Annotated in this window: 12 protein-coding genes; 6 read left to right on the top strand and 6 right to left on the bottom strand. The window is 62.6% G+C overall.

Annotated features, from left to right (window positions below):
• A partial coding sequence (locus tag HZZ13_RS33025; protein ID WP_197963622.1) for a ThuA domain-containing protein occupies nt 1-473 on the top strand: 473 nt, incomplete at its 5' end.
• 311 nt (nt 474-784) lie between these two features.
• Here the strand turns inward: HZZ13_RS33025 and HZZ13_RS33020 are convergent.
• Complete coding sequence (locus HZZ13_RS33020; protein WP_197963621.1) at nt 785-937, bottom strand: ABC transporter substrate binding protein; 153 nt, start codon at nt 935-937, stop codon at nt 785-787.
• Nucleotides 938-1,236: 299 nt separating this feature from the next.
• Here HZZ13_RS33020 and HZZ13_RS33015 point away from each other — a divergent pair, with 299 nt between their 5' ends.
• Nucleotides 1,237-1,905 (top strand): DUF1326 domain-containing protein, encoded by a 669-nt coding sequence (locus HZZ13_RS33015; protein WP_197963620.1) that lies wholly within the window; start codon nt 1,237-1,239, stop codon nt 1,903-1,905.
• A gap of 366 nt (nt 1,906-2,271) precedes the next feature.
• Here the strand turns inward: HZZ13_RS33015 and HZZ13_RS33010 are convergent, their stop codons facing one another.
• Together HZZ13_RS33010 and HZZ13_RS33005 are read right to left on the bottom strand one after the other, a co-directional pair.
• Nucleotides 2,272-2,640, bottom strand: a complete 369-nt coding sequence (locus HZZ13_RS33010; protein WP_197963619.1) for an avidin/streptavidin family protein — start codon at nt 2,638-2,640, stop codon at nt 2,272-2,274.
• A gap of 21 nt (nt 2,641-2,661) precedes the next feature.
• Nucleotides 2,662-4,182 carry a CYTH and CHAD domain-containing protein gene (locus HZZ13_RS33005; RefSeq protein ID WP_197963618.1) on the bottom strand — a complete coding sequence of 507 codons (1,521 nt, stop codon included), beginning with the start codon at nt 4,180-4,182 and terminating at the stop codon, nt 2,662-2,664.
• A gap of 161 nt (nt 4,183-4,343) precedes the next feature.
• On the opposite strand from HZZ13_RS33005, the gene HZZ13_RS33000 reads away from it, so the two are divergent.
• Nucleotides 4,344-4,481 carry a hypothetical protein gene (locus HZZ13_RS33000; RefSeq protein WP_197963617.1) on the top strand — a complete coding sequence of 46 codons (138 nt, stop codon included), beginning with the start codon at nt 4,344-4,346 and terminating at the stop codon, nt 4,479-4,481.
• A 586-nt stretch (nt 4,482-5,067) separates the two neighbouring features.
• Nucleotides 5,068-8,430, top strand: a complete 3,363-nt coding sequence (locus HZZ13_RS32995; protein ID WP_197963616.1) for an adenylate/guanylate cyclase domain-containing protein — start codon at nt 5,068-5,070, stop codon at nt 8,428-8,430.
• A gap of 227 nt (nt 8,431-8,657) precedes the next feature.
• Here the strand turns inward: HZZ13_RS32995 and HZZ13_RS37280 are convergent, their stop codons facing one another.
• Nucleotides 8,658-8,894 (bottom strand): HGGxSTG domain-containing protein, encoded by a 237-nt coding sequence (locus HZZ13_RS37280; protein ID WP_283815754.1) that lies wholly within the window; start codon nt 8,892-8,894, stop codon nt 8,658-8,660.
• A 29-nt stretch (nt 8,895-8,923) separates the two neighbouring features.
• Complete coding sequence (locus HZZ13_RS32990) at nt 8,924-9,559, bottom strand: hypothetical protein (protein WP_197963615.1); 636 nt, start codon at nt 9,557-9,559, stop codon at nt 8,924-8,926.
• A 427-nt stretch (nt 9,560-9,986) separates the two neighbouring features.
• Between HZZ13_RS32990 and HZZ13_RS32985 the strand changes: the two genes are divergently transcribed.
• Nucleotides 9,987-10,970, top strand: coding sequence for a Bug family tripartite tricarboxylate transporter substrate binding protein (locus tag HZZ13_RS32985; RefSeq protein WP_197963614.1), 984 nt, complete (start codon nt 9,987-9,989; stop codon nt 10,968-10,970).
• Nucleotides 10,971-10,979: 9 nt separating this feature from the next.
• On the opposite strand, the gene HZZ13_RS32980 is transcribed toward HZZ13_RS32985, so the two are convergent.
• The gene (locus HZZ13_RS32980) at nt 10,980-11,438 is read right to left on the bottom strand and encodes an NUDIX hydrolase (protein ID WP_197963613.1); all 459 of its coding nucleotides are present in this window, start codon (nt 11,436-11,438) and stop codon (nt 10,980-10,982) included.
• Between the two features lie 88 nt (nt 11,439-11,526).
• On the opposite strand from HZZ13_RS32980, the gene HZZ13_RS32975 reads away from it, so the two are divergent.
• A complete protein-coding gene (locus HZZ13_RS32975) occupies nt 11,527-12,615 on the top strand; it encodes a DUF1236 domain-containing protein (protein ID WP_197963612.1) in 1,089 nt (362 codons plus the stop codon).
• The last annotated feature ends 18 nt before the right edge of the window (nt 12,616-12,633 follow it).

Here is a 12,633-nt window from a genome sequence, read left to right as displayed (position 1 = left end):
GCGCCCAAAAGACAGCACTTCTCAACTTTGTGCGCTCGGGCCGTGGCTTTCTCGGCGTTCATTCGGCCACGGACACATTCTACACTTGGCCAGACTATCTCGATCTGATCGGCGGCTACTTCAACGGTCATCCCTGGCATCAGGGTGTGACCATCGAGGTGGCTGATGTTGCAGATCCACTGGTGGCGTTTCTGGGGAATTCGTTTCAGTTGAACGATGAAATCTACCAGATCAGCGACTTCGACTATCGCGGATCACGCGTGCTCCTGCGCCTCGACCAAAGGTCGGTGGACCTCAACAAGGCCGGTGTGCATCAACGCTTCTATGGCTGGCCGCTCGCCTGGAAACGATTTTACGGCGAGGGGCGAGTATTCTATTCGGCGCTTGGCCACGAGGCGTCGGTCTGGCAGGACCCGCGCTGTCAGAAAATCCTTACTAACGCTATCCTCTGGTCTACGAGAAGGTCGGCCTAGTGCCACCGGATTGCTATGCCGCTTGTGCCTTTCCTACAGGCAAATATGGTGGCGGCTATCGACAATGCCGCTCGCCTGGATCGAGACTGGCTGTCGCCCGGCATGTCTTATTCTCGGAAGTATTCGACGCTGCAAAGACCTGAATGGCAAGAACATAGGCCACTGCCCGCTATATGCTGGTTATCACTTCGGGTTTGGGTCAATCGCGTCGGTTTGGCCGCTCGCCTGCTAATTCCGCTCTACCCCTGACAGCCGGCATTTGGACGGACCGTGGTTTTCGTCGGTTTGGGCCAGAAGCGGACATGCGCCATCTACTCAACCACCTGATCAGCGATGGCGAGTAGCCCGGGCGGGAAGGTGAAGCCGAGTGTTTTCGCGGTCTTAAGGTTGACGACGAACTGGAAACTGGTCGGCTGCTGAATCGGCAGATTGGACGGTTTGGCGCCCTGGACGCGATGGGTCAAAAACTGACGCTGGGCGGGCAGTGCGGCAAGGTCAGATGGGGGCCAGAACCGGACATCCGGGCATCTCGGTTGAAGTCACATGTCAGCCCTGCTAAGCTTCCAATTCTTCCGCATCCAAAGTAGGAGCGCGTCCCGTGAGCGAAGCGGGCGTAGAGCGTCGGCTTGCCGCCATTCTGGCCGCAGACGTAGTCGGTTAGAGCCGGCCTATTCGCAACCACGATGGCGACATTGAAGTGCTCATCGTGAAGAGTTGCCCTCTCAAAGAGACAAGACGCGACGGATTAAGGGGAGGAGAAGGAATGGCTGATCAATGGCTATTCAAGAGCGAGACTTACGATAACTGCAATTGCGCCATGAATTGTGGTTGCCAGTTCAACTTGCCGAGTACCCACGGCTATTGTCAGTCAGCCTTCGTCGGGACCATCGTTGAAGGCCACTTCAACGATACGCCGCTCGCAGGCTTGAACTGGGCAGGGCTGTACAAGTGGCCCGGCGAAATCAAGGACGGAAACGGCCGGCGCCAGATCGTTATCGACGAGCGTGCGGATAAAGCGCAGCGGATCGCGCTTGAAACGATCATCTCGGGCGAGGCATGCGAACCGTTAAGCAATCTCTTTGCGGTATTCGCGTCCACATGCTCGGAATTTTGCGAGACATTATTTCTGCCGATTGATCTTGAAGCAGACCTGGAACTCAGAACTGCCAGAGTAGAGATACCCGGCGTCATGCGGAGCAGCGGCAGGCCCATGATCAACGAGTTTAATGGTCAACCCTTCCACATTGCGCTGGCGCGTCCTAGGGGCAGTTTCGAGTTTACCTACGCAGAGATCGGGCTGGGTACCACGTCGGTCACGGGTGACATGGAGATGGCGTTCGAAGATTCGTGGGCGCATTTTTGTGTTCACCACTTCAATCAGGATGGCTTGGTTCGAGAAAGGTCAAGGCTCACGGCATGGCTTGGGGCATGAGTCCGCGTTCCCGTGAATGACGACGGTGATGGACCGACTACGCACCCTTTGACAATTTCTGAGTGAAGACCTTGGCGTTCACACGCAAATGCTAAAGTGAACACGACTTTCCTTGTTGGCGAGCGCTAAGGACGGCTCTCGACGCCATGGCTTGCGCAGGTTATGAGTGACCTTTAGGAACAATAACGCAGCAGATTCTATGTTCACCAAAACCTCCCCGACGATGATTTCGGGATTTCCTTCCGGCCATCGAGCGGCAGGTTGAAGCGAATGAGTTGGGTTGAATCGATACGAGCCGAAGCTTCACCTCTCTCTGCCGGGGAGAGGTGAACCCGACCGCCGACCGAGCTCAATTTGCATCGCGCCTCAGCTCCGCTCGAACGTATCGACATTCGTCGTCACGGCGCGCCACCAGTTCACCGGTTTTAGCTGCGCAGGTTCGCCCTCCCTGGACGCACTCAGCGCCTGGTCTGCGATCACGAACCAGGCGGTCTCCATCTTGCCGTGACGCAGCAGTCCGGTATAGGAGACAGCCCGGTCGCCCGTCGCCGACGAGCCCACCGCGACGAAGGCGATGCAATTGCCGCTGTGAAACCCGGTGATCGGCACCGCTTGCCCGTAGAAGCCGCTGTCTTCGAGCGCGGTCTCGAAGCTGCCCTCGATGCGGCCGTTCGCATCGTCGGTGATGCGCAACACGGAGCCGAATTGATTTCGCCAATTGCCTATCCAGACCATACGGTTCCCATGTTGGTTCTCCTAGGCGCGTCCATTTGGCTCGGCGCGCAGCCGGCGCAACCGATGCAGCTCCTTTGCTGCGTCCTTCATCAGGCCGTCCGCGGCCTTGCGTTCCGCACCGACGATGATGCCCGCTGCGAACGCCTGGGCGCGGCGGTGCGCAGGTGGCGCCGTCAGTGCAGCCTCCGTTGCCAGCTCGCGGTGCGCCATGAAGTCGTTCAGCGATCCCAGCGCGGATTGAATCCGCTTCAGCCGATCGGATAGGGCTGCGAGCTCCTTCTGGTCGCCATCGCTGTAGAGGCTCTCGAAAAAATCCACGGCGTAGCGAATCTTCTTGATCCTGATCCGCAGCTTGTGACGCTGCATCGGATCGAGATCGTTCAGGCGCTTGCCCTGCTTGCGGGCCTTCCTGATGCGCCGATCGAGCACCTCCGCGGCGTACGCCGTGATCGTGCCGTCGTCGTCGGTGTTAGGCCGTCCGCCCTCGATCCACTCGATCACGTCGATCAACAGGCGGCGGTAACGCGCCGACGTGACCGCTTCGCGTGCGCGCTCGAATGCCGCCTGCCGTTGCGCGGCGAATCTCGTGCGGATCGCGCGGGCGCCGCGTCGCGGCACGTCCCGATCGGTGATCGGCCGGATGCTCTCGTTCAGGAACACGTCGATTTCGCGCGCCGGCGCCAGTTCGCCCGTGAGCCATTTCAGCTCGGTCTTGATCCGCGCGGTGCTCGCCCGCGGCAGAATGTCGGCGAACAGCGAAATGGCCGCACGCAGCCGCCGCAGGCCGACACGCATCTGATGGACGCCTTCGGCGTCCATGTCGCGTACGGGATTCGCATTCGCCGTGACCTGGCGCAGCGTCGAATGTGCGATGACGCGGAACGCCTCGCGCGGCGAGAGTTCGCCCTTCAGTGCGATCGGCTCGGCGTGCTGTGCGCCGTCGCCGTTTCCCGCGACGAGCTGGTAGCCTCGTTCGGCCTTCGAGCGCAGATCGAGCTCGGCGCCCGTGCTGCGTTCGAGCTTGCGCGCCAGCCGGAACAGGTCCGCGATCCGTCCCGACTTCAGTTCCAGCTCCAGCTCGGCGACCGGGCATGACCGGCGCCCGGCGCTGATCCGGCCTCGGTCGACCGCGAGTTCGATCTCGCTGTTCCGGACCCGTTGCGCCCGCGTCGTGCGATGAATGTCGGTCTGGAAAACCGGCTTCAGCTTGCGGGGAAGCTTTGCGGTGGCGAGCTGCCGAAGCGGCGTATTCGCGGTCTTCCCGAGGTCGGGCTTTGCATCGGAAACCTCGTGCTCCCATTCGCCGCGCGTCACGCCGCCCGTGCCGTCTGCCTTTACGGTCTGCACGTAGCGGCCCTCGATCTTGCGGACGCGCAACGTCATGCCGTGGCGCATCAGCTTGTGCCTGGTGGTATCGAAATAGGTCGACACGAGCGATCGCTCGGACTGGTCGGAGCGCCGCCCGCTCAAACTGCCGTTCCGCAATACCGACGCCGATTTGCGCGGCGCAAGGCGGAATTTCAGTTCCGTTTCTGCGGTCATGAGAGGTCTTCCACACTTTCCGAACTCAAAGTGCGCCGGCGCGGGAAGTTCCGGCGCCGCGCGCATTCCAACCCGGACGACTGGTCATGGAAACTTCACGGAACACGGCGCGCGCACGCTCGATTGAGATGCAGCGTCCCACGAAGCGAAGGAGGACTCCATTGAGCCGCATAAACGCAATCGCGATCCTCGTCATCGCGCTCGTTCTCGCCGTCGGGTCCGCCGCGCTCTATCGCCTGGATACCGGCGATGGCGGCCGCACCGGTCGGGTCGATTCGGCGAGGACCGCCTCGGATTGAGCGCAGGCCTATCGCGGCTTTTCCCTGCGGTCATCCTTCGAGACGCCCGCTTTTCTGGCGCGTTCGCACTCTCACGCGTTCGGTTCGTGCCTCCGAGGCGAGTTCCGCCAACGTGCACCAAATGGTTGATCCGCACCAGGTTAATACCATCGTCGCGACGACGGTTTGCGCGTTCTTCAAGGGCCTTCCCAACGCTCAAATCGGAACTGAAGAAGCCAAGCCTCTGGCCAAGCAAATCACTGAAGCGCTGAACGCAGTTGGGCTGCAGATTGTGTCCGGCGAATACACCGCCCTAGCTCTATGGCTGCGGCACGTCTGGTTTAGGGCGTGTACTCATAAATCCGCGATGTCCGCTTATTCCCCGACAGCGGCGCAGGAGCTGACATTGCGCGAGGTCCGAGAAGGGCCAAGAGCCGACATAACGACAGCCATAGCGTCTAGATCGACCAGAGCGCCATGTAGCCAGCTTCGCATGACGCTGACGATTGCCCGAGAATCTTTGGTCAGTGTGCCTTCCGTGGCGCGCTCCTGCGATAGGCGTGCTAGACTGCCAGTTAGGTCCCCCGTCACCACCGGGAGGTGGGACATGGACGTCGAGAAGTGGCTGCGCGGCTTAGGACTGCAGCAGTACGTAGCGGCGTTTCACGACAACGCCATTGATGCCGAGATCCTGCCCGAGCTGACCGAGGCCGACCTTGAGAAGCTCGGGGTGGTCCTTGGACATCGGAAGCGACTGCTGAAGGCTATTCGGGCACTCGCTGCTCCCGCTGCGGCAGAGCAGTCTGCGCCGGTCGGTTCGACGCCGTCGCATGGTGATGACGCCGAGCGCCGTCAGCTTACGGTGATGTTTTGCGATCTGGTCGGCTCGACGGCACTCTCAGCCCGGCTTGATCCCGAGGACATGCGCGACGTGATCGGGACGTACCAGGCCTGCGTCGCCGAGGTGGTCGGGCAACACGCGGGCTTTGTGGCCAAGTATATGGGCGACGGTGTGCTGGTCTATTTCGGCTATCCGCAGGCGCTTGAGAATGACGCCGAGCGCGCCGTTCGGGCTGGTCTGGCTTTGGTCGATGCCGTCGGACGGCTGCAAACATCCGAGCGGCTGCGGGTCCGCGTCGGCATCGCAACGGGGTTAGTTGTTGTCGGCGATCTCATCGGTTCGGGGGCCGCGCAGGAACGTGGGGTCGTTGGGGAAACGCCCAATCTTGCGGCCCGCCTGCAGGGTCTGGCTGAGCCGAATACGGTATTAATCTCTGCCAGCACGCGCCGGCTTACGGCCGGGCTTTTCGACTATGACGATCTCGGTGCAATGGAAGCCAAGGGCTTTGCCGAGCCGATCCGGGCCTGGCGGGTCGTGGGCGAGAGCGCCGTCGAAAGCCGCTTCGAGGCACTCCGGTCGGGTGAGGCGCTGCTCGTTGGACGCGAGGCGGAAATTGGCTTACTCCTGCAGCACTGGGCGCAGGCCAAGGCTGGCGAGGGCCAAGTGGTTCTTCTCTCAGGCGAGCCGGGCATCGGCAAATCTCGCCTTTCGAAGGCCTTGCAAGACCGCATCGACAACGAGCCACACGTCCGCCTGCGCTATTTCTGTTCGCCCAATTATCAGGCCAGCGCGCTGCACCCGCACGTCGCCCAGCTGGAACGCGCGGCCGGCTTTGAGCGTGAGGATTCACCTGAGGCGAAGCTCGACAAAATTGAGGCCCTGCTCGCCCCGACGGCAACGCCGAACAATGACGTGGCACTGTTCGCCGAACTGCTGTCCGTGCCTACCGCTGATCGCTACCCTTCGCTGAACTTCAGCCCACAGCGAAAGAGGGAAGAAACTTTGGGGGCGTTGCTCCGGCAGCTCGAATTGCTGTCGCGGCACCAGCCGATACTGATGGTATACGAGGACGTGCATTGGATTGATCCGACCTCCCGCGAACTGCTCGACGCTGCAGTAGAGCGGGTGAAACGCCTACCGGTGCTGCTTCTCGTTACGTGCCGTCCCGAACTTACGCCGTCATGGGTTCAAGAAGTTACTGTGATTTCCCTCAGTCGCCTCAATCGAGAGGAGGGCGCCGCACTAGTGACCGGAATCGCCGGTAACAATCCGCTGCCGAGCGACATTCTGGCAGAGATCGTCGACCGCACGGATGGTGTGCCGCTCTTTGTAGAGGAACTGACGAAGGCGGTGCTGGAGGCAGGTGTTGGCGAAGGTGACCCTCGCTCGTTGCTCGCGAGAACCCAATCAAGCGCTATCGCTGTTCCTTCGACGCTTCATGCCTCTTTGATGGCACGTCTCGACCATGTCGGCACCGCGGCCAAGGAGATCGCACAGTTCGGCGCCGTTATCGGCCGAGAGTTTTCCCACAGGGTCCTGAGCGCGGCGGCGCGGTGGAATGCAACCGAGCTGCACCGAGCGTTGAGCGGGCTTTTGGAAGCGGGGTTGATACTTCGGCGGGGTACATCGCTAGATACCATTTACGCTTTCAAACACGCGCTGGTCCAGGACACGGCCTACGGCACGCTGTTGCGGGCAAAGCGCCGGGAGCTCCACGCGCGCATCGCCACCGTGCTCGAGGCGGAGTTCGCGGAGATTGCACAGACCCAGCCCGAGCTGCTGGCGCACCATTCCACGGAAGCGGGGCTCGTGGAGCAGGCGGTCAAATATTGGCTAGGGGCGGGGCAGCTCGCCCTAATGCGCTCGGCAACCGCGGAGGCCGTCACGCATGTGACGAGGGGATTGGAACTGGTACCCTCGCTGTCGGACCCGGTTCAACGAAACGTCCAGGAATTGGGACTTCAAGCAGTCCTCGGTCAGGCCCTGATGGCGGCCAGGGGTTTCTCCGACCCTGACACCGGACGCGCTTATGCCCGAGCGCACGAGCTGTGCCGAGAGATCGGTGAGGCCCCGCAGCTGTTTCCGGTGATGTTTGGGCTTTTCCTTTTTTATTACGTCACCGCCGAATTGAGCGCGGCGCTTGAGATCGCCACGGAAATGCTTGAGGTTGCCGAACGGCAAGACGATGCCACTCTCCGGCTCATCGGGCACCACGTGGTCGCGATTGTTCTGCAGCACCAAGGTCACCTGTCGTTAGCTTCTGAGCATTGGAGCCGAGCGCTCGGCCTTTATGATCCCGAGCGACACCAGGAGCTGGCCTTTACCTACGGGATTGATTTCCACGCCTCAATTCTGACTTACCTGTCATGGGTCTGGCTCGCCCTCGGGTTCCCCGATAGAGCGGCAACTTCGCACAGGGAAATGCTGGCGCGGGTTAAGCAATTGCCTCATGTGTTCGCGGCAGCAAGCAACCTTGGAATGGGTTGCGGATACTTGCTCCTGCGTCGCGACGTCGAGGAACTGAGGCCACAGGCGGAAGCCACCTTCAATGTGTGCACTGAACAACGCTTTCCATTCTGGTTGGCGGCGGCGATCGTATGTCGGGGATGGATCATGACCCAAGAGGGTCGGCTGCCCGATGGGATCGCCATGGTCCGCCAAGGTGTACACCTGTATCAATCTACGGGAGCGGAGATCGAACTTCCTCTGATTCGTGGTGCGTTGCTTGAGCCCCTTGTCGCGACCGGCCAGACGACGGAAGCATTGAATATCGTGGATGACACTCTGGCCGTTCTGGGGCGCAACGGAGATTGCTGGCTCGAAGCCGAAATGCTGCGGATCAAAAGCGCGGCGCTGTTGTCGATCCATGACGTTCAACAAGCGGAGGCCTGTTTGCAACACGCAATCACGGTCGCCCGAAATCAGGGCGCCAAATTATGGGAGCTTCGCGCCGCCGTAGCTTTGGGCCGGCTCTGGCGCGACCAGAACAAGTGTGTCCAGGCCCACGACCTACTGGCGCCGGTCTACGGCTGGTTCACCGAGGGCTTCGAGACGCCGGACCTGCAAAAAGCAAAGGATCTGCTCGACGAACTTGCCCGGACCGCGCCTTCGAGCCCAGGGGCCTGCTAACCGCGCGTTTGATATTTGCTTCCATCACTTCCGCAACGGGTCAAAACAGACAATACTCTGATTGAGCAGAAAATATCTGCTTAGACTCCAAAAGCAGACGTCTGCGCCTTTATGAGTACACGCCCTGGATCCATCAGAGTCTTCGCCTTCTAGGTCAGGTCTTGCGCCGGAAATGACGCGCTTCCATTCGCCCGTGCCACGACCGGCGCCGGAGGTCGCGCCGCAATCTACTTCAGCTCATTCAGAAGCTTCCAAGCGTCCTCCAGCAAAGTCTTCACCTGGTGTCGCTCGGCGCGACCATCCGGTGTGCACATTCCATGTCGATATGCATTCCGGTTGCCCCTCGGGGCGCCCGATCTCGGCGCGCCGCCATGCATGCGGCAGCGGCGCTTGCCGTGGATCGCCGGCGCGCGGCAGGCGGTGCTGTCGCGGGTCCGCGCCCCGCAGCGCGGGCTCGCCGCCATCGCGTGGGTGTTTCGGACGTGACCGCCGCTCATGCGCTGGCGCCTTGCGTTGCGCCGGCCCATTCGCGTTCGCCGGCTGCGCCGGAAGTGGCATCCAGATCGGCACCGATCAGATGCGCATGCTGCGTGACGTTGCCCACGATCGCCCGGCCGCCGTCCTGCACCGACAAATTCTGCACCGTGATCGCGCGCGCGTCGCTGTTGCGGTGGCGATTGAGCGTCTCGACCTGGGCGGCGAAGGTGCGGGAGAGGCGGGTCAACGCGCGGGCGATGCCCTCCTGCTGCGCGAGATCGTCGGTGCAGGCGAGCCGACAGGCACAGCGCATCGCCGCCATGTGCACCGACACCATCTGCGATACCAGCATGGCCTCGACGGAATCCTTCGGCGCGATGCTCCTGATCGTTGAGATCATGAAAGCGAGGTTGGCTTCGTCGGGCTTCTGCCCGACCACACTGGCCTTGACCAATTGCCTCAATATGCCGTGCATCGCGTCACGGTCGGCGGCGCCGAGCGCCTCGACCAGCAGCTGCTCGCCGGCGTGCGGGTCGGGATGACGGATCGCAATCCGCCGTTTGTAGAGTTTGACGCGCGGGTTCGCGGCGGGGGCGCTGCGATCGGATGCCGCGAGCGGCGAAGTGATCGGATGTGAGAGAGCTGTCGTCATGTGCTGTGTCCTTTTCGGCGGCGCAGGCGCGAACGGCCGTTCGCTGCTGCGCGCGAATGCGAATTTAGAAATGTCGATGAAGGGTTTAGGCGCAACCGCCGGGACGGCTTCGGCCTGGCAGACCGTGACGCTCGCGGCTGTTGCGATGATGCCAGTATGCCACTGTTTTGCCCGACGCCTCAGAATTTATTTGTGAATCCGAAAAAATCGTCCGCCGCCCGCAAGTCCTTGTTCTGACAGGGGCGGTCTACTGTGCATGGGGTTGTTTTCGTACTTTTGCGTTGGAAGCGGCGCGCACGTGCCGTGCGGCGGAATGCCGGCAGCCAAACGCGATTGCGAAATCCGGCACGGCCGCTCATCATGATCGTCGAAGGCGTCGCACCAACAAGCATGCACAAGCGGCGCCAAGAGGTCTGGGAGAGAACGAATGCAACGAACGGCGCGCCTGCTGGCAGTCATCGCGGGACTATGCGCCTCGGCGCTGGCGACAGAGGCCCTCGCGCAGAAATACCCGACGCGGCCGGTCAAGATCATGGTCGGCTTCAGCGCGGGCGGCCCGGTCGATGTTGTCGCGCGCATCGTCGGCGACCGGCTCGGCAACAAGCTCGGCCAGCCCTTCGTGGTCGAGAACCGCGCCGGCGCCAACGGCATGATCGCCGCCGAAGGCGTCGCGCGCGCGGATGCGGACGGCTACACCATGCTCGCCTGCAACTCGTCGACGATCACGCTGAACAGGACGCTGTTCAAGGAGATCCGCTACGATCCCGAGAAGGATTTTGCGCCGCTCACCACGGTCGTGGCGGCGCCGCTCGTCCTCGTCGTCAACCCCGAGAATCCCAAGACGGCGAACATCAAGTCGGTGGCCGATCTCGTCGCTGCGGCCAAGGCCGCGCCCGGCGCGCTCGCCTACGGCTCCGGCGGCAACGGCAATCTCGCCCATCTCGCCATGGAGCTGCTCAGCCAGAAAGCCGGCATCAAGCTGATCCACGTGCCCTATCGCGGCGGTTCGGCCGCGGAGGTCGGCATTCTCGCGCAGGAGGTGCTGGCGGTGTTCGATCCGCTCTCCGCCGTGCCGCTGGTGAAGGCCGGCAAGCTGCGCGCGCTTGCGGTGTCCTCGGCCGAGCGGCTGCCGGCGCTGCCCGACGTGCCGACCGTCGCGGAAGCCGGCTATCCCGGCTTCGACATCTCATTCTGGGTCGGCTTCTTCATGCCCAAGGCAACGCCGGCACCGATCCTTCAAGCCCTGCACCGGGAGATCGTCGCCGCCGCCAAGGATCCCTCGGCCGAGGAGAAGCTCGGCTCGCAAGGCGTCGTCAGCGTGCTCAGCCCGGCCGACTACGCTGCGAAGATCGCCAAGGAGACCAAGGAGCTCGCCGAGGTGGTCGCGGCCGCGAACATCAAGGCGGAGTGAGGCGGCGCGCTATCTGCCGATCAGCTGTTCGAGCCGGTCAAGCAGCGGACGCTGTCCTGCGTTGATCTTTTCCCGCGCCGCGTCGAGCGTGAACCATTCGGCGCGGTCGACTTCCGGAAAGGCCTGCCGCTTGCCGCTGCGCGGCGGCCATTCCATCTCGAAGGTGTTGCTGCGAATGTTGCGCACGTCGAAATCGAGCTCGACCGCGAACGCGGTGACGAGCTTGCCGCCGCGCTGCCTGACCTCGCCAAGCGGCGTCAGCGGCACGGACAGCTCGAGTCCCAGCTCCTCGGCGAACTCCCGCCGCGCGGCGATCTCTGCGTCGTCTCCATCCGCGTATTCGCCCTTCGGAATCGACCATGCGCCGAGATCCTTGTTGCGCCAGAACGGCCCCCCGGGATGGACGAGGAGCACCTCGATGCTGCGTCGCTTTCGGTAGGCGATGATCCCGGCACTTTTCGATGGCATTGCGGGTTCCGGCGCGGGAAAAACTGGAACTGAGCGTCTTAGCGCAGGTTGGTAGCCAACATTCATTTTGATCAGAAGGGAGTGAACCATGATCCGCCTGTTGGCAACCACCGCCTTGGGGCTGGTGCTGGCGAATGCCGCCCTTGCGCAGTCGCCGAACCCGAGCACGAAGCCCGAGCAGACGCCGCAATCCCAGTCGAACGCCACTGCGCCACCCACCACCTCGCCGTCTGCGGCGGACAAGCAGCAGACCACATCGCAACCGCAGCAATCCCCGACGTCGGGAACGTCGGCCCAGACCACGCAGGCCAACCCACCCTCGTCCGGCTCCGGCACCGCCAATACGGGGTCGACGGCACAGTCGCAGAGCGGAACGGCAAATCCCAATGCAGCCGGCAACCAGCCCGCAACGCAGCAGAGCGCCAACCCGCCTCCTGCGAACACCAACCAGGCGCAGGATCGGTCCAATCCGCCGCCGGCCAGCAATCAGGCCCAGCAGGCGCCCGCTGCATCCGGAACCAACCAGGCCCAGCAGGCACCGGCAAGCAATCAGGCACAGGGTGAGCGTTCCGGCACCGGCTCGCAGGCGGCCGCCCAGACCAATGTCAACCTCAACAAGCAGCAGGAGGCCAGGATCAGCGCGTCAATCTCGCACCTGAACGTGCGGCCGCTGACCAACGTCAATTTCTCGCTGAACGTCGGCACGGTGGTGCCGCGCGACGTGCACCTTTCGACGCTGCCGCCCGACGTCGTCGAGATCGTGCCGCAATATCGCGGCTACAGCTTTGCGCTGGTGAAAGATCAGATCGTCGTGGTCGATCCGGCGACCTACAAGATCGTGACGGTGCTGCCGTACTCAGGCCAGTCCACGGCGACAACGACGACGACCACGCGCGAGCGCAGCGCCAGCAAGTTCTCGGACCGGGATCGCGAGGTGATCCGCAAGCATGCGAAGACCCGCACCGAAGGACGCAGCGAGGCGCGGACCACCGGCAGCACGGCACGCACGGAGATTCGCGTCGGTGATCGCGTCCCTGATACCGTCGAGGTCGAGGAGTTCCCGACGACGGTCTATCGCGATGCGCCGGGCTTGCGCGAATATCGCTATATTCACCGCGACAACCGGACCTACGTCATCGAGCCGCGCGAGCGGCTGGTGATCGAGGAAATCGACTAGCTCGATCGAGATCGGAGC

The sequence above is a fragment of the Bradyrhizobium agreste genome, assembly GCF_016031625.1.
Classification (GTDB): Bacteria; Pseudomonadota; Alphaproteobacteria; order Rhizobiales; family Xanthobacteraceae; genus Bradyrhizobium; species Bradyrhizobium agreste.
Note: the sequence above shows the minus strand (reverse complement) of the source record. Positions and strands in the feature narration are given on the sequence as shown.